The sequence below is a fragment of the Psychrobacter sp. AOP5-GZ1-6 genome, from assembly GCF_052376345.1.
Classification (GTDB): Bacteria; Pseudomonadota; Gammaproteobacteria; order Pseudomonadales; family Moraxellaceae; genus Psychrobacter.
In genome coordinates this window covers 1-17,554 of sequence record NZ_JBQSVP010000062.1, presented here as the reverse complement: position 1 = coordinate 17,554, position 17,554 = coordinate 1, and the positions used below count along the sequence as shown (strand labels likewise).

Sequence of the window (17,554 nt, the reverse complement as noted above, 5' to 3'; positions counted from 1 at the left end):
TCTTTTTTAACTGTCTTTCATTCTCACCGGCAAAGTAATCTGAACCACCAGCCCTTGTACCCCATCTTGGCGATTGTAGGCATTGATATGTCCTTTATGAGCGGTGACCACCGCATGAACAATTGCCAACCCCAACCCATACCCTCCTGTCTCACGATGACGAGCGGAGTCTAATCGTACAAAAGGCTGAAAAATACGTTCTAAGTCTTTTTCTGCCACACCGTCACCCTCATCTGTGATACTAACCTGAATAGCGGGGACCTGATGATTCATCTCTACTTTTTTGATTTCAGCAATCACTTCTGAATCGGCTGCTGTATGCATAAAGGCATTGCGAATGATGTTTTCAAGTGCACTGTGCAGCTGCTCTTGATTACCTAACACTTCCCACGAGCTATCTAACGATGCGCTAGGCGACTGCCACTGCCAGCTCACATTTTTATGATAAAACTCAAAACACACATCTTGTCCAATCTCGCTGATAAGCTCTGTCATATCCACCATTTCAGTTTCCAAGTTATCAATGGTGTATTGCTGCATTTGTAAAGATTGAATATGAATAATTTGTTCAATCAGCTCATTCATGCGTGCAGATTCTTTATCAATACGATCGAGATAACGGCTGGCATTTGGTGCAAAATCTCGAGTCAACTCAGTTGCTACCTCAAGACGTGCCAATGGTGAACGTAATTCGTGTGAGATGTCACTCAACATCTGCTTACGTGCCAGCTCACTTTCAGCCAAGCGTGTTGATAAGTTAGCCACATCGTTTGCTAATAGACCCAATTCATCATCTCCCATTTTGGACAAATTTGGATAGGTTTGATAATCACCATCAATCATACGATATACGGTGTTTTGTACACGGCGAATACGCCGAGTCAGCGTCCGACTTAGCCAAACACAGACCAATATGCTTAACAAGATAATTAATAATAAGCGTATAGGAAAGTTAGTATATTTCAACTCTACAACATCCGAAAAACGCAGATGGGGACGCAGCTGCACAATAACCGTTTGTTTATTTGGCAAAACAACCGTCACATCAGCGAGTTCTGGGCGACTCTCAGAATCAGCTATTTCGGCACTGGTTGGTATCATCGGTGGAACAAAATAGCTCAGAGGTGACCGCACATTTTTCGATACATCATTGTCCATCTCAGGTAAGCCTGACTGTAATGAGGGCGGCGTTTCTATCTGACCATTTGGTCTAATCTCTTCTCTATCCCGGTAACGCGGAAATATAATGCTACCTTGCTCATCATAGACTCTGACTTGATTCATTAGCCAGCGGTCTTGACGATACAGTTGTTTGACCGCTTCCATATCACCGGCTTTCAGTGCTGCGACCAGTTCCTGACGCTGAACCAACAAACTGTCTACCTGCACATCCATACGAGCGGTGAGCGCTTTTTCACTTAACCAACGCTCTACCATGACAGACAGGATAGAAGTGACCAGAATGGTGGCTAACAGACTCAAAAACAGCCGCCAAAACAGGGTGATCCGCACCTTAAACTTAGGGTTATTCATCGATGATTCCATCATTAAAGTACCAGCTGATAACCTTTACCACGAACTGCTTTTATTGGCTCGTCATGAAACGGTTGAAGTTTTTTACGCAGGCGTGACACATGAACATCGAGACTACGGTCAAAAGGCTGTAACTCACGTTGCAATACATGCTCTGACAGCCACTCCTTACTAACGACCTCGCCTTTTTGTTTGAGAAGCGCCACCAGTAAGTCAAACTCTGTACCCGTCACTTGCAGCTCAACACCATCTATTTGACAGACTCGCTGGTTTTGATCCAAATGCAAGCGACCTTCTGGTAACGGTGTGTGCTCTGACACTGCTGCATTGGTACGTTTGATGACTGCATTAATACGTGCTAGCAGCTCTCGAGGATTACAAGGTTTGGTAATGTAATCATCAGCGCCAAGCTCTAAACCGATGATACGATCAATCTCCTCGCCTTTTGCGGTTAGCATAATGACAGGGATATCAATAATATTCGGTAATTGACGTAGTACACTGAGTCCGTCCATCTTCGGCATCATAATATCCAGCACTAGCAAATCATAAACAGGGGTCTGCGTACTGGCTTTTTTTAGTTTTTTTATGACAGCCTCACCATCATGAACACAGTCACATTGGACGCCATGATTATGCAAATACTCTTCTAATAACTGAGTCAACTCTTCGTCGTCATCACCTAACAATATGTTTGGCATATCTATCTCCTTAAACGTTAAATAGCTTTGTTATTTATATTATCAGGCAATAGCTGATCGGTATTCTATAAATGTTACTTTTCTTAATACTTCATAAATGTTCGTAACCTTCAACTGTCGTAAGATAGCACCTATCAACAGCAAGTATTGTATTTATATTCAACGCTTAACAACAATAATTGCCAGATAAAACGTTAAATATCTATTCAATCAAACCATATGAAGTTAAATAAAGGACGTTACTATGAAAAAGTTACTATTAGGTTCAGCCATCGCATTATCTAGCGTATTTACTGTTACTGCATGTACCAGTGTCAATGCAAACACAGATACCACACCATCAACGACACAAATGCAAAAGCATCACAAAGCTGATATGAAAAAAGGCGGCATGAAAAAAGGCGAGATGAGAGGTCCGTTGTCTAAACTAGACCTTACAGCTGCGCAAAAAACCCAAATCAAAGCCATTATGGAAGCGCAGCATGGTGATCGCAAAACAGAACCTGCACAACATCAAGCAGAGCGTGCGCAAGTAGAGCAACAAATACAAGCATTGACTAATGCTCGCACATTGAATAGTACTGCGGTAAACCGTCTCGCCGATCAGCAAGCAGCGAAAGAAAAACAACGCTTTATTGAACGCATACAGACCCAACATGCGATTGCTCAAGTACTGACTGCTGAGCAGCGTGCGGAACTGGCACAAATGAAAGAAGATCGAAAAAATGATGATGAAGGTCATGGTCGTCCAGACCGTCGTGAGAAACGTGGCGAGCGCCCACAGCAAGGTATGTAATAATTCACTTAAACCACTTTGGAAAAGTGATAGTTTTACCTAGCGATATGCGTATTAAATTAAAAAGCGCCTCTATTAAGTAGAGGCGCTTTTTAAGTATGTGCATTTCAATCGATGATAGTCAAAGAACTCTAAAATAGCTATAAGGATAGATAACGTCATAGTAATTTAGTGGTTCACTGAACTATACCAGTTGCTATACAACCTTAATCAATAGCAGCGAACTCATCTTGCGCCATTGGCAGTAGATTAAACATCATTTTTCCAAGAGCAGTACCATTGCCATCACGATAATATTGCAGCAACTCCTTACTATACTGCCGTGCATCGACACTATTACTGTCATTCGGCACTTGCGCATCATTTGGTAAGTTAGGGAATGCTATATCTTTATTGATAGCGGAATACTGCTGTAAGGCATCTATTACCAAGCCTTTGTCAGATGTGTTGCTAGCAGTGTGTAACGTATTACGCGTATGCTGCCACGCAAGCTTGCCACGTTTATCAAAGCCGTATAACTCTTGCACCGCTGTGTCCGCTCCCATTTCATCTTCTACCGTCTCAACATTGCCATCATTATTCATACTGTTTTTCATTGCAGCCAATGCTTGCTGCACCAGTGCTTTACTGGTAAATGTATCAGTACTAACATCCATGTTTGTGTCGTTTTCTGAGTAAGCTTCATTACTTTTTACCAGTTCAGGGTACTGCTCGGTGATGTGGTTGTAAAATATGCGCATGTAGTCTTGATAAAACTGCTCATAACTCTCAGCACTTTGTAGACGGCGAATCACTTGATCGCTTGCTAGCATGGCAGGTAGTTGATGCTCTGGTAACTTAGGAGACAAAGATACCAACGTATTAGGTGCCACATAGTCAAACTGGCTAACAGGCGCTGCCTCAAACGTGCGATCTAGCGCTTCAAAATGAGCTTTTATCACCTCACTTCCAAACCCTTTTGGCAACGTACCATCATCCAGTGCAACTTTTAGCCACTTGTTTTGCCATGTAGTACCCAGCTTATCATCTAATAATTCTGAATTTAACATTGCAAAATTATCGGCCCACAGATAAATATTGCCGTTTTTAAAATCGATATAAATAGGCTGATTGATACTGCTTTGATGGTTACGTGCTTTATATTGCACACTGGCTAGCATAGTAGCCTTACCAACCATAGGTTGATAGATACCTTGCGCATTGATGGATAATGGCTTTAATAGATAAGCGTCTAGCAATTTCGCTTTTTTAATATCTGATGGTGTTGTTTTATCATAATAGTTATCAAATAGTTGCTGATATGATGGTGGTACAGTGATATCACTATCGTAATCGCTTTCTATCCACGCTTCATAGGCATCTGAACACTCAAGATAAGTGTCTTTGAGTGCTGCTCGCTGGGCATCATACTCTGCGTCCATCACATCATTATTTTGTGTTTGTGCTTGAGCAACCAGATCGGCATACGCTTGATCATGTGTCTCTTCGCAGTATGTGTCCACATAATCTGCCGTAACCAACTCCGCTTGATCTACATTAGTAACATACTGATCGTTGTTAATCTCAAGATTGCCATGATAGCTAAATGATTGACGACGCTGTTTTTTTAGCGCGGTTGCCAATGCTGTTTTGGCTGCTGTTGGCGTTTGCTGTGCCGTAACACTGCTGGACTGACCTAAGCTGGTAGATTGGCAGCCTGTTAATAATAGTGCGCCTGTGATGAATACACTGGTCAATAAAGTATGGTTTTTGATGGTTGACGGCAGACGACCTACGATGGCTTGATGTACTGTTTTCATTTCTTATCCTTAATAAATATGGGCTTGAACGTGACAAGATATATAGTCAGCTCTTCATAATTTTGATACGCTATCAGATTCGCTTAGGCTATTATTTATAGTGCTTTCACTTGGCTTTGTGGTATCCAAACTATATTGAACCGACTATAGTGCTAATAACGCTCTACCAGTTGTCTGTATCATCTTCCGCATCAGTGTAGCCTTCACTATAACCTTCGTTATAGTCATCATAATTACTAGACTCGTACTCTGCCGCATCGCTAGCAGAATCCTCGCTAGCATCAGCATAGTCGTTGTCATAATCATAGCGGGCGTAACGAGCCTCTTGCAGCCTATCTCCTTTTTGACGTTGCTCTGCAATCCAAGCATTGCCATCGATAGCAGGTGTTGCATTATCACCAAACGACTCGGCCAATAACGGGGTCAACGCACTCTGATTAAAGCTGGCTTTATCATAGCGGACTTGATTGATTGCAGTGGTTGTAGAACCAAGAAAATCACTGCCCATATTTATACGTTGCTGCTTAGCAAGTAGTCGATCTGAGCTGTCTAAGTAATAGTAATTTGTCTGATTGAACGAAATTGGACCAATGGCCTCAATCACTTGCAATAGCGCACCCACATCTGCACTTTGATAACCTTTATTATAGAGCTGCAACTTTTCAATGGCAGCTTTTAGCATGGCGCCATCAGGGTATTTCTCTGGATTGGTATCGATATACTCTTGTAACGACTGCGTCATATACTTTAGAAATTTACCAATCATCTCACCGCTTTGCTGACTACCAAAATATACTTTTACCGCTCGGCTAGCACCGACTTCTTTGGCAAACGCATCATCACTAATATCGACTGCACTAAAGTGCTCAGGTGCCAGCTCCGCCATACTGTCTTGTATAGCAGCAATCGCTGCATCATAGACCACTGCTGGTGGTAGCTGCTCAGTGATACTATCAGGCAAACCAAAACTGACCGTATGTGACGCCATCTCGTTCGGTAGTGGCGTGTTTTCGGGAGTGGCCATCGCCACGATAGGCATAATAACTGAAGGATCAACCGTGACATTACTGTTGTTAAAATCAAACGCGAGCGGTATTTGTACTGATGAGCTTATCGTCGGCGTCACATAGTCGTAGCTATAGACGCTTTGTAGTTGTCGCTGCTGAGGTTTGTACTGACTCACACTACTAAAAAACAGATTTTTATAATGATAAGCATTGGACGCTGCTATCTGCTCAGGGGTTCGGTGGAGCATGTTAAGCATTTGGCCCAATGCGCCTGAGGCTGACGTAGGAGGAAACTCGTTTGTTGTACCAGTCATTTCTGCTTGCTGTTTTGCCATCTGCATGGCTTCATATTGCTCTGCCATGCTTTTTGGGTTTAGTTCTGATAACTTTGAAAGAGCGCTGTCCGATTCATAATCATCGCTAGCATAAACTCCTTCATCATAGTCACTGCGGCTATAACCATATTCATCATAACCGTCTCGATCATAGCCATCTTCATCGTAGCCGTACTCATCATAACCGTATTCGTCGTAGCCATACCAGTCATAACCGTTTTCGTCATAGCCGTTTTGATCGTAACCTTCATCATCATATGCAATGTCATCTGACTCATCAGCATATTCTTCGATGACGACTTCATCTGCAGCATCGACATAGCTGTCATAATCTGATTCATAATAATCATCATCTGAGTAGTCCGAATCATAGCTTGAGTCATAGTCGTCTGACATCTCTTTGCTATACGCATAAGTTTCTAAAACGGTTCTTAGCAAACTACTAGCGCCAGCATCGATACTATCAGGATCAATAAAAGGGGCGGTTTGATAATTGGCTTGCGAAACGGATACATGCTCGGTCGCCAGATGCTGGCGAATGGCCGTCATCAAATGCGTTTTGGCTTGGTTCTCAGTGCTAGGATTATTTTCTTGGTCAAATAATTGTGCATAGCGTTCAGACTTGGCATTTAAATCGGCATTAAATGCACGGCCCTGTGCTTGGCTCTGCGCAGGATCTGCAATCTCAAAATCAATCACCTTGCCTGATACCGCAGCATTTGATGAAGCCATCGACGTTGATTGACAACCTGCTAGCAAAGTCATCGCGCCCACGGATAAAATCGCACAGCTAGACATTTTTATTAACTGACGCTTGCCTGTACTCGTTGGCTGATGCGCTGATGATTGAGACAAAAGTGGCTGTTTGCTGTTATGAAAAATAGGCGGTGACATGAAATTCCCTTAGTCTAAGCTGATAAACAATTGTAAATATATAATGAATAGCGTCATTTATATCACAAAACATTACTAGCTAGCTATAATAGCGCAATTATTCATTTAATTTCCACAAATCATTGGGCTTCATCATAATATTTATGTAATAGACGCTAAAAACATCATCATGTTCGACCGCACGTTACCTTCTCGATAATTAGCTGCCATAGCAAGATGAAAAAAATATCTTTTAAAGCTGTTATTTTTAGTATTTTTATAGACATATGTAGGTAATATCTTCCTATTCTCATGCTATCCTGTTATTTTTCGTGACATACCTTTTCTTAGTCTATCTGTTTTTAAAATACAGCCTTACTGATTAACGTCTCATATAAAAAGGACTTTGCCATGCAGCCCTCATCCTCTGACCATCAAACCACTCAACTGTCTAAACAAAACTTCAGTACACTACTCAAATCCAGCACTCTACTCATCACCAGTACATTATTGCTATCTATATCAGCTCATGCGCTTGAACCCGTGACACCAAAACCCACTGATTCGATAAATAATACGTCTATCAATACCAGCGCAATCAACCTCGATATTATGACCGACAGTCCTACTCTGCTGTCCGAAACCAAACGCATTACACCTAGCAAATCAAGCACTCTCACTGCCACTACTAACATTGCCACTACTAACACTGCCAACAGTACCAATAACGAGCAAGCCATCTATTCTGCCGATGCGATTCATCACCCTGTTTGGGCAAAAAATGGCATGGTCGCTACGCAAGAAGCGCTCGCCTCAAATATTGGTTTAAAAATCTTAGAAGAAGGTGGTAACGCTGTTGATGCAGGCGTCGCAGTTGGCTTTGCTCTAGCCGTCACCTTACCTCGTGCTGGCAACATCGGCGGTGGTGGGTTTATGATGATTTATGATGCCAAGCAAGACAAGACCGTGGCACTCGATTACCGTGAAAAAGCACCCAGTAGCGCCACTCGCGATATGTACCTCGATGAAGAAGGTAACGCTGTTAGCGACTTGTCTCGCTATCATGGCTTGGCTGTCGGTGTGCCAGGTACAGTCGCAGGACTGCTCAAAGCGTTGGACGAGCATGGTACGATGAGCCGCGGACAAGTCATGGCACCAGCGATAGCACTAGCAGAGGACGGTATAGAAGTGACGGCTGGATTGGCTGAGTCACTCACCGCTCTCAGTGATCGTTTGCAAAAGTGGCCCAGTACCAAAAAGGTGTTTTTTAAACCAGACGGCAGTGCCTATCAACCAGGAGAACGCTTAAGGCAGCCAGAGCTTGCCCGCTCGCTAAAGCTAATTGCCGCACAAGGGCCTGATGGGTTTTATAAGGGTGAAACGGCGCAAAAACTGGTCAAAGCGGTCAATGAAGCAGGTGGCCTAATGAGCTTGCAGGATTTGAGCGATTATCAAGCGATCGCCCGTGAGCCGGTCAAAGGCAACTACCGTGGTTATGAAGTGGTCTCAATGCCGCCGCCTTCTTCTGGTGGTATTCATATCATTCAGATTTTGAATATTTTAGAAGGCTATCCACTCAAAGACTACGGACAAAACAGCGCGCAGACCATCCACTTAATGGCTGAAGCGATGCAATTGGCTTATGCAGATCGAGCAGAGTACTTAGGTGATGCTGACTTTATCGATGTGCCTGCCAGCGGTCTTACCTCTCAAGCCTATGCTGACAAGCTGCGCGCCTTAATTGATCCAAACAAAGCCACACCAGCGGCGACCATCAAAGCCAATAATCCACTGCCCTACGAAAGCGATCAGACCACGCATTTCTCTATCGTCGATAAAGATGGCAATGCGATAGCCAATACTTATACGCTAAATTTCTCTTACGGCACCGGTCTCGTCGCTGACGGTACAGGGATTTTACTCAACAATGAGATGGATGACTTTTCGGCCAAGCCTGGTGTGCCAAACGGTTATGGCCTATTAGGCGGTGAAGCCAATGCTGTCGAAGCCAATAAACGTCCCCTATCCTCGATGAGTCCAACCTTTGTGTTCAAAGACAGTAAGCCTTATATCGTCACAGGTAGCCCAGGTGGTAGCCGTATCATCACCACCGTCACCCAAATCCTCTCAAACGTCATCGACCATGATATGAATATCGCTGAGGCCACCCATGCCCCGCGCATTCATGACCAATGGCTGCCTGATGAAATTCGAGTCGAAAAAGCATTGAATATTGATACTGTCAAAAAGCTTGAGTCAATGGGACACACGGTCAGTCCAAAATCTGCCATGGGTTCGACGCAGTCGATTATGATTACGCCAAACGGTGTTTACGGCTCGTCTGATCCACGTATCGTTGATGCGGCTGTGGTGGGGTATTAATAGCAACAGGATATAATTATGAAATCAATAAAACTAGCTTTACTCCTAACCAGCATGTTAGGCCTCACCGCCTGTATCGATTTGGGTGCGCGGTTTATGTATGAACAAGACTATTTAGAAGATGACTCTGGCAATGCAGTAGGAGAATGTACCACAGAGATCAATCCAGCAACAGACAGACTTCTTTTTTCTCCAATAATCAAAAGTTGGGCAAAAAGATACTGGGAAGACAACAACTTGCCTAAAGGTACACTGTATTTTATCTGTGACGGAAGCACACCCTTATTACCAAAGGACTGTCAAGGAAACGAGCTGACCACACCGCAGCTGCGTCGCTATTGGAAAAAATATGATTTGCCTATAAGTACTTATGAATTTAATTGCAGAAACGGTGTACCTAGTGTACCAGCCGATAGTTAGCTACTAATTCAGTACTGTAGCGATCAACTAATTTAGGGCAGATGATATGAGGTTTAGTTTATAACCCAAATATCTAAAAGATTTTCACCCTTAAACAAAACTAGAGCAAAACACCTTATGAAAACATCATACCTCATCGCCGGTGGACTCACCGCATTGCTATTAACAGGCTGTATAGATAATATAGCGGGAATTAATAATTCAAAGCCTGATGAATACATTCTGAATAGTAAAGGTGGCTGGGCATTACACTGTCGTACTAACCAACCGTTAGGCAGTGATGGTACAAATTTTTGGGATTACAATAATCTACCTCATGGTACGGTAGACTATGTCTGTAAAGAAGGTAGAGCCTACCTACCTGGGCAAGCACCCAATTGCGATGTACAAACTGGCTTTTGTCCACCCGACAAAGATACCAAAAAATGCTTTTCTTATGACATGGGCTCATATTACTATAGTAAAGAATGTAAAAAAGAAGACAGCCTTAGTGGTTATTGGCAAGGTGATAAATGGATGAATAGAGAGGGTAACGCCGAGAATCCAATCTGGGTTGAAGGCGAATGGGCTGGATTATAATTCAAACCTCTAAAAGCCTTTTACCCCTAAACAGAACTATAATTCTTTCTGAATATTTCATAAACAACCGCTTTCATCGTTAAAGATGTCAGCGGTTATTTATTGAAATAGAAATAGCACGTATCTAACGAATACTTCCAACCTTATTACTTCGCCCAATACCTTTGAATCAGTGGTTGTCTGCAGCAAATAATGCTATTATTAACGACCTGATTTGGAATACGCAAATACGATTATTAACGTATTTGCACACCAAATTAAAGACTTAAATTATTGATAATAAAAAACTTATTTATTATCAGCCTATTTTCCGATCGTATCCGTAAGAGTCCTCTATGGCATTTGTACACCTTGGCATTCACAGCGAATATTCAATCACTGACTCTATCGTGCGTATCAAGCCGTTAGTCAAGGCTGCTGCGGCCGATAATCAGCGCGCGCTTGCTTTGACCGATTTATCCAACCTTTATGCCACGGTGAAATTCTACCGTGCCTGCCTAAGCGCTGGTATCAAGCCAATCATCGGCAGCGAAGTCATCATGGAAAATGAAGACACGCGATTGACACTGTTAGCGATGGACAATGAAGGCTATCAAAATATCACCCGTATTGTCTCACTAGGCTTTACCGAAGGACGTGCCGATGATGCCAACCATGGTGTGCCCGTTATCAAGCGCCATCATATCTTAGAACATGCGGCAGGTGTTATCGTACTATTTACCGAAAAATCCGATGTCGGTCAGGCACTGGTCAGCTCAATGCCAGAAAAAGCCGATGAGCTGCTGACAGAGTGGCAGTCGCAGTTTTCTGATCGGTTATACTTTGCTATCAAACGCACCAATCGCTCAGGTGAAGATACCTTTATTAAAGCAGCTATTCACTCAGGTGCCAAACACAATATGCCTATTATCGCCCATAATGATGTGCGGTTTTTGGAGCAAGATGATTTTGATGCCCATGAAGCGCGAGTATGTATCGCAGGCTCTTATGTACTGGCTGACCCAAATCGTCCAAAGACCTATTCTGATGAGCAATACCTCAAAACTCAAGAGCAAATGGCACAGCTATTCGCTGATATTCCTCAGGTAGTTGATAATACATTACGCCTAGCCAGTCGTTGCAATGTGACCTTGACGCTGGGTATTAATGTCTTACCCGATTTTCCTGTACCTGAAGGTGAGACGATTGAATCATTTTTTCGGGCAGAGTCGATACGTGGCTTGAATAATCGCTTGGATAAGCTTTTTCCTGTTGAAGAACGTACTGAACATTGGAACGATTTTCGCCAGAAGTATGATGAGCGCTTAGAGTATGAGCTTGGCATTATCCTCTCGATGGAGTTTCCTGGTTATTTCTTAATCGTTATGGACTTTATTCGCTGGGCAAAAGCCAATGGCGTACCTGTTGGACCGGGTCGTGGTTCCGGTGCAGGATCCTTGGTCGCTTATGCGCTAAACATCACCGATCTTGACCCTATCCACTACGATTTATTATTCGAGCGCTTCTTAAACCCTGAGCGGGTATCGATGCCCGATTTCGATATCGACTTTTGTATCGAAGGCCGTGACCGAGTCATTGACTATGTGGCGCAAACCTATGGTCGTGACGCAGTCTCGCAGATTATCACCTTTGGTACCATGGCCGCAAAAGCCGTGGTACGTGATGTGGCGCGTGTACAAAGCAAGTCGTATTTCCTTGCCAATAAAATATCCAAGCTTATCCCCAAAACTCCGGGTATCACGCTGAGTCAAGCGCTCGAACAAGAGCCACAGCTCAAGGACTTGATCTCTAATCCTGACAATATGGATTATGAAGATGCCATCGAAATTTGGGAGATGGCCATCAAACTAGAAGGCGTCTGCCGAAACGTTGGTAAACATGCGGGTGGCGTACTGATTGCCCCGCATAAGATTACCGACTTTAGCGCCATCTATTGTGATGATGAAGGTCACCGTGTCAGCCAGTTTGACAAAGACGACGTCGAGGCCGTTGGTCTGGTGAAGTTTGACTTTTTGGGTCTGCGCAACCTAACCGTCATTGATGCTGCCGTTGAGAACATCAACTTACGCCGTGCCAAAGAAGGCAAAGACGCATTAATCCTAGAAGATTTGCCGTTAGATGACAAAAAAGCCTATAAGCTACTGCAAGATGCCAAGACCACTGCTGTCTTTCAGTTAGAAAGTATGGGTATGAAAAAGTACCTCGCCAAACTACAACCGACCAATATCGAAGATGTCATCGCCATGTGTGCGCTATATCGCCCCGGTCCGCTAGATGCCGGCATGGTAGAGATGTATATCGACCGTAAACATGGTCGCGAGGAAGTCATCTACGATCATCCCAATCTTGAGCCAATACTAGAAAACACCAACGGCGTTATTGTCTATCAAGAACAGGTCATGCAGATATCACAGGTCATGGCTGGTTATAGCTTGGGCGGTGCTGATATGCTGCGCCGTGCAATGGGTAAAAAGAAACCCGAAGAGATGGCCAAACAGCGCGATATCTTTGTCACTGGTGCAACCTCACAAGGCATCGATGAAGTCACCTCAGGTGGCGTATTTGATTTGATGGAAAAATTCGCTGGTTACGGCTTTAACCGCTCGCATTCTGCCGCTTATGGTGTATTGGCGTATCAAACCGCTTACCTCAAGCAATACTACCCTGCCGAGTTTATGGCAGCGGTACTGACTTCAGATATGAACAACACGGACAACGTCGTATTCTTTATCAATGACTGCCGTGAAAATTTTGAGTTAACCGTTGTCAATCCATCCGTGAACCGTAGTGAATGGCATTTCGTCGCTGATACGCCGACCAATATTATTTATGGTCTTGGCGCGATTAAAGGCGTGGGTGAAGGTGCTGTTGAATCTATCGTCGACGCACGCCGCCGCGAAGGACCATTCAGAGACTTATATGACTTCTGTCGCCGCGTAGACATCAAAAAAGTCAATAAGCGCACGCTTGAAGCACTGGTCAGTGCAGGCTGCTTTGATGACTTTGCAGCGACATTGCGACCTGACTTGCCAGCCGATGAAGCATACGAGATTCGCGGTGCGCTGATGAGTCAGTTGCCAAGTGCGGTACAAGCGGCTGAACAAGACCGTCAAAACCGTGAAATCGGTATGATGGATTTGTTTGGTGAGATGGATGGTGTGGTCGCCGCGCCACCATTAGTCATGACACCAGAGCTAATCTGGGGGGACAAACACCGCCTAAAAGCTGAAAAAAACACTTTAGGGCTGTATTTGACAGGTCACCCTATCAACGAATACCTAGATGAACTAAAACGCTATACCTCAGGCACGCGTCTTGATAAGCTAACCGATACTGGTTATAACGGCAGCTGTTATTTTGCAGGATTGATTATCGATATCGCCAACTTTGGTACTCGCAACGTCATTACCTTAGACGATGGCACATCACGGTTAGAGGTTAGCTGCTATGCGGAGCGCTTTAACCGCGTCAAAGACCAGCTAAAAGTCGACGAAGTGGTCATTATCAAAGGCAGTATTCGTGAGCGTGACGGTCGCCTCTTTGCCCGTCTTGATAGTGCCATGAGCATGGTTGATGCGCGCTTGCGCTGGCTCAAAAAGATCAGCATTAAAGTTCACGGTAGCGATATCAATTTGCTCACACGTATGCAGCCTCTGCTGAAATCTGCACAAGCTGACATCATACCAGCACCGCGCTTGGCTTATAACAGCGAGCAAGATGAGCAAGACAGTAATAGTGGCGGCAACGGCGCTTACGATCCTGCCATGGGCGGCAGTCTATACGATGAAAACGGCAATGATTTAACGGCTATGAGTAATGGCAGTCATACTGATCAAGGTTATACTGACAATGCTCTGAGCAATACCGACGCCTCTATTAATGACAACTGTCTACCACTTGGACTAAGTATTTATGCAGAGTTTGGTATTGCCAATGTTGCTCTATCCGAGCATTGGCGTATTTATCCCAACGATGACAACTTACAACAACTGAAAACTATGATTAATGAAGACAACTTACACTTTCATTATAGTTAGCATGTGTTAAACCCACCTCAACCCTTATTGCTTTAACTTTTAACAATTGGATATAAAAAATGGACGAAATTATCAACGATGAGCAGTTTGAAGACATGCGTGACTTGCTCGAAGAAGATTTTGCCGACTTAATACAAGTCTATCTTATAGACAGTAAGAAACGTGTCGCAGCACTAAAAACGGCTCAGCAAGAAAACGACCATGCTAACGGCTATGAGACCGCTCATGCTCTAAAAGGCGCTAGCGCTAATTTAGGCGCTAGCGCTAATTTAGGCGCTGCGAAATTGGCCAGCTTAAGCAGTCAATTACAAGAGCGCTGCCGTGAGCGTACGATTGGCGAACAAGCCACACTTATTGAAAACATCTCAATCGCGCTGCAAAACGTTGAGCAAGAAATCAATCAACGCTTGGGGCTATAAATGAGTAACAGTTCTCCATCAGCTCATGGTGTGAATGACTATCTGTCTGCTGTACAAGTCGTCATGGTAAATACAACGCTACCTGCCAATATTGGCTCGGCAGCACGGGCGATGCACACCATGGGGTTGTCGCGTTTGACGGTCGTTGATCCTAAATTGCCAATTGATGAGACGAGTGTCTCTCATGCAGCAGGTGGCAATGAGCTACTGGCATCAGCGACCATCGCACCTAGCCTTGAATCTGCTATTGCAGACTGTCAGCTCGTGTTCGCAGCGAGTAGTCGTAGTCGTCATTTGCCGCGCCCTGTGGTGAACCCTACCCAAGCGGCAAAAATCATGTTTGATTTTATGGATCAGCAAGCAAGTACGACTAGTAGTAAACCAAATATTGCTATCTTATTTGGTCGTGAAGATCGCGGCTTGACCAATGAAGAGTTGGCTTATGCAGATTATCATATTCAAATCGATGCCAATCCTGCTTATCCTGTGCTCAACGTTGCATCAGCGGTACAAGTAATCGCCAGTTTTATCTTTGCATACGCGCAAACGCACTTAAATACAACTGATAACAGTCTAGATGCTGATATAAGTACAACCGTCGAACCCATGATGGACGTTCATCTGCGTCAACAATGGGACGAGCCTGCGATTACCCAGCAGCAACTACAACAGCTGACTCAGCGTATGACAGAGCTGATGGTTCAGCGCGGTCTGGCAGATAGTGAGCACTTAAAATCATTGCCATCGCGCCTGTCACGACTGGGCTCGCGTGTACAGCTCGATCAAAAAGAGTATCAATTACTGAGTGCATTGATTGCCAAGCTGTCAAAAGACTAGCTATATTATCTAACACGCCCTAAATATAAAATCGATACTCACAAGCTCATATGAATTGATGGGTTTGTGAGTATTTAATAGCTCATCACTATATTTTATCGTGTAAAACTGCTATAACTTAAAAGACCTTAGTGTAAGTACAACCTAATATTTATGCAGACTTAATAACGATTAAAATCTAATAACTATAAATTACAGATATCGCTGTTCACCAGTGACACTCTACTGACAAATAGATAGGACGCTTTATGTCATTGCCAACCAAATTATTCAAATCACTTATTAGTATCAAAAAAGACCTAAAAGAAGACATAAATGCGGTATTCAAACGTGACCCTGCGGCGCGCAACAGCCTCGAGATCATATTGACCTACCCTGGCATCCATGCGCTCGTCCTACATCGCGGGGCGCACTGTCTTTGGAATAACGAACAGAAACTGGCCGCACGTGTGGTCTCTTATGGCTCACGTATCATCACTGGTATTGAGATTCATCCTGCTGCCAAGATTGGCAAACGATTTTTTATTGATCATGGTGTCGGCGTCGTCATTGGTGAAACGGCTGAGATTGGCAACGATGTCACCTTATATCATGGCGTCACCCTTGGCGGCGTATCATGGAATAATGGCAAACGTCATCCCACGCTAGAAGATGGCGTGACCGTTGGCGCTGGTGCAAAAGTATTGGGCCCATTTACGGTGGGTAAAAATGCCAAAATCGGCTCAAATGCGGTCGTGGTAAAACCGGTACCAGCAGGCGCTACGATGGTCGGTAATGCAGCTCGCATGATATCGGATCATCATGATGAAAAAGGCAATCCAATTACCGAAAAATCACCAGACGCTAAGTCACAAGAAAAAATAGCGACCTCAAAACAAGCTACTGCACGCGATACAGCATTTCAGGCTTATGGTATTGATCCAACCTCACAAGACCCTGTTGCAGAAGCATTTGCTAAAATGCTAGAACACATTCAGCAGTCAGAAAACCGCCTCGATCAATTACAAGCTGCTATGTGCAAAATCGATCCTAGTTTTTGTAAAAAAGAATATGACAAATTGTGCTTAGAAGAGTTCGATGTGATTGGTAAAGATGAGGCTGATTAGAAAACTGAAAATGGCTAGATTACAATATATTAAAACAAGAGTTTTTAGCGCTTGTATGGTAAGTCTACTATTTTATATATCTAGTCATGCCATAGCATCTAATAACGATAGCCCAAACCATTACATAGAAGTAGATGTTGAGTCTTTAGTAACGAAATCTACTCTTGAGTGTGATTCTGTTTATAGACAGAACATCGCTGGTATTGCTTTTGCCTTGCAAGAAAGCACTGTGAATCGTATATCTCAGAATCAGTTTGCTATAGGTAATGACTACAAGATTAACGGCGTCAAACTAATAAGCACAACATACAAAAAATCTGAACAACAACGCACCGTAAATATGGATGTCGATTTTACTAAATTTGGGGTAAGAGTACTTCGTATTTCAAGCTTTGTGTATGATGCTGAAGCTGAAGGCTTTGGTTATTACTTTATTTTGAAAGGTAAGCCATCAATGAACAAAAGCTTTTTAGAGCAAGAAAATATCGACATTGATTTAGCCATGAAGACAAAAGGCGGCAATACCCGAATCCCTTGCGTCATAGCAGGCTAAATGGTTCACATCGCTATGGTAGAGACCATCCCGAATTCTGTGTAACTGCCGTTTAGATTAAATGCTTGCTGATACGGTCATCAAACATAATCATAAAGCGATTTAAAGCAGACGTCCAGTTACGGATTAGCATCGACCACTTTTTAGAGGCCTGCTGGGTTGCCAGATATACTACCT

At 43.6% G+C, this 17,554-nt stretch carries 13 protein-coding genes; 9 read left to right on the top strand and 4 right to left on the bottom strand.

What is annotated here, in order from left to right; genetic code table 11:
• Positions 1–6: 6 nt before the first annotated feature.
• Positions 7–1,533, bottom strand: coding sequence for a sensor histidine kinase (locus ACT3RN_RS09380; RefSeq protein WP_192519141.1), 1,527 nt, complete (start codon positions 1,531–1,533; stop codon positions 7–9).
• Between the two features lie 14 nt (positions 1,534–1,547).
• Positions 1,548–2,234 (bottom strand): response regulator transcription factor, encoded by a 687-nt coding sequence (locus ACT3RN_RS09375; protein WP_192519140.1) that lies wholly within the window; start codon positions 2,232–2,234, stop codon positions 1,548–1,550.
• A gap of 244 nt (positions 2,235–2,478) precedes the next feature.
• On the opposite strand from ACT3RN_RS09375, the gene ACT3RN_RS09370 reads away from it, so the two are divergent.
• Positions 2,479–3,030, top strand: coding sequence for a Spy/CpxP family protein refolding chaperone (locus ACT3RN_RS09370; protein WP_192519139.1), 552 nt, complete (start codon positions 2,479–2,481; stop codon positions 3,028–3,030).
• 206 nt (positions 3,031–3,236) lie between these two features.
• Here the strand turns inward: ACT3RN_RS09370 and ACT3RN_RS09365 are convergent, their stop codons facing one another.
• Together ACT3RN_RS09365 and ACT3RN_RS09360 are read right to left on the bottom strand one after the other, a co-directional pair.
• Positions 3,237–4,829, bottom strand: a complete 1,593-nt coding sequence (locus tag ACT3RN_RS09365) for a hypothetical protein (protein ID WP_192519138.1) — start codon at positions 4,827–4,829, stop codon at positions 3,237–3,239.
• 163 nt (positions 4,830–4,992) lie between these two features.
• Entirely contained in the window at positions 4,993–7,065 is a 2,073-nt protein-coding gene (locus ACT3RN_RS09360) for a hypothetical protein (protein WP_192519137.1), read from the bottom strand.
• Between the two features lie 390 nt (positions 7,066–7,455).
• Between ACT3RN_RS09360 and ggt the strand changes: the two genes are divergently transcribed.
• From ggt to ACT3RN_RS09320, 8 genes are all read left to right on the top strand, one after another.
• Positions 7,456–9,426 (top strand): gamma-glutamyltransferase, encoded by a 1,971-nt coding sequence (gene ggt / locus ACT3RN_RS09355; protein WP_192519136.1) that lies wholly within the window; start codon positions 7,456–7,458, stop codon positions 9,424–9,426.
• Positions 9,427–9,444: 18 nt separating this feature from the next.
• Entirely contained in the window at positions 9,445–9,846 is a 402-nt protein-coding gene (locus tag ACT3RN_RS09350; RefSeq protein WP_192519135.1) for a hypothetical protein, read from the top strand.
• A gap of 117 nt (positions 9,847–9,963) precedes the next feature.
• Positions 9,964–10,425: a hypothetical protein gene (locus ACT3RN_RS09345; protein ID WP_192519134.1), complete on the top strand. Its 462-nt coding sequence runs from the start codon at positions 9,964–9,966 to the stop codon at positions 10,423–10,425.
• A gap of 335 nt (positions 10,426–10,760) precedes the next feature.
• Positions 10,761–14,462 carry a DNA polymerase III subunit alpha gene (gene dnaE, locus ACT3RN_RS09340; RefSeq protein WP_192519133.1) on the top strand — a complete coding sequence of 1,234 codons (3,702 nt, stop codon included), beginning with the start codon at positions 10,761–10,763 and terminating at the stop codon, positions 14,460–14,462.
• Positions 14,463–14,521: 59 nt separating this feature from the next.
• The gene (locus ACT3RN_RS09335; RefSeq protein ID WP_192992201.1) at positions 14,522–14,881 is read left to right on the top strand and encodes an Hpt domain-containing protein; all 360 of its coding nucleotides are present in this window, start codon (positions 14,522–14,524) and stop codon (positions 14,879–14,881) included.
• Positions 14,882–15,718, top strand: coding sequence for an RNA methyltransferase (locus ACT3RN_RS09330; RefSeq protein ID WP_192519131.1), 837 nt, complete (start codon positions 14,882–14,884; stop codon positions 15,716–15,718).
• 248 nt (positions 15,719–15,966) lie between these two features.
• Positions 15,967–16,824: a serine O-acetyltransferase gene (gene cysE / locus ACT3RN_RS09325; protein ID WP_192992202.1), complete on the top strand. Its 858-nt coding sequence runs from the start codon at positions 15,967–15,969 to the stop codon at positions 16,822–16,824.
• Between the two features lie 10 nt (positions 16,825–16,834).
• Positions 16,835–17,377, top strand: a complete 543-nt coding sequence (locus ACT3RN_RS09320) for a hypothetical protein (RefSeq protein WP_192992203.1) — start codon at positions 16,835–16,837, stop codon at positions 17,375–17,377.
• The last annotated feature ends 177 nt before the right edge of the window (positions 17,378–17,554 follow it).

Bases quoted from the DNA above. Each gene is read 5' to 3' on its own strand.
- ACT3RN_RS09335 (WP_192992201.1), top strand. From the start codon at position 14,522: ATGGACGAAATTATCAACGATGAGCAGTTTGAAGACATGCGTGACTTG.
- ACT3RN_RS09370 (WP_192519139.1), top strand. From the start codon at position 2,479: ATGAAAAAGTTACTATTAGGTTCAGCCATCGCATTATCTAGCGTATTT.
- ACT3RN_RS09350 (WP_192519135.1), top strand. From the start codon at position 9,445: ATGAAATCAATAAAACTAGCTTTACTCCTAACCAGCATGTTAGGCCTC.
- ACT3RN_RS09345 (WP_192519134.1), top strand. From the start codon at position 9,964: ATGAAAACATCATACCTCATCGCCGGTGGACTCACCGCATTGCTATTA.
- dnaE (WP_192519133.1), top strand. From the start codon at position 10,761: ATGGCATTTGTACACCTTGGCATTCACAGCGAATATTCAATCACTGAC.
- ACT3RN_RS09365 (WP_192519138.1), bottom strand. From the start codon at position 4,829: ATGAAAACAGTACATCAAGCCATCGTAGGTCGTCTGCCGTCAACCATC.
- ACT3RN_RS09360 (WP_192519137.1), bottom strand. From the start codon at position 7,065: ATGTCACCGCCTATTTTTCATAACAGCAAACAGCCACTTTTGTCTCAA.
- ACT3RN_RS09380 (WP_192519141.1), bottom strand. From the start codon at position 1,533: ATGAATAACCCTAAGTTTAAGGTGCGGATCACCCTGTTTTGGCGGCTG.
- ACT3RN_RS09375 (WP_192519140.1), bottom strand. From the start codon at position 2,234: ATGCCAAACATATTGTTAGGTGATGACGACGAAGAGTTGACTCAGTTA.
- cysE (WP_192992202.1), top strand. From the start codon at position 15,967: ATGTCATTGCCAACCAAATTATTCAAATCACTTATTAGTATCAAAAAA.
- ACT3RN_RS09330 (WP_192519131.1), top strand. From the start codon at position 14,882: ATGAGTAACAGTTCTCCATCAGCTCATGGTGTGAATGACTATCTGTCT.
- ACT3RN_RS09320 (WP_192992203.1), top strand. From the start codon at position 16,835: ATGGCTAGATTACAATATATTAAAACAAGAGTTTTTAGCGCTTGTATG.
- ggt (WP_192519136.1), top strand. From the start codon at position 7,456: ATGCAGCCCTCATCCTCTGACCATCAAACCACTCAACTGTCTAAACAA.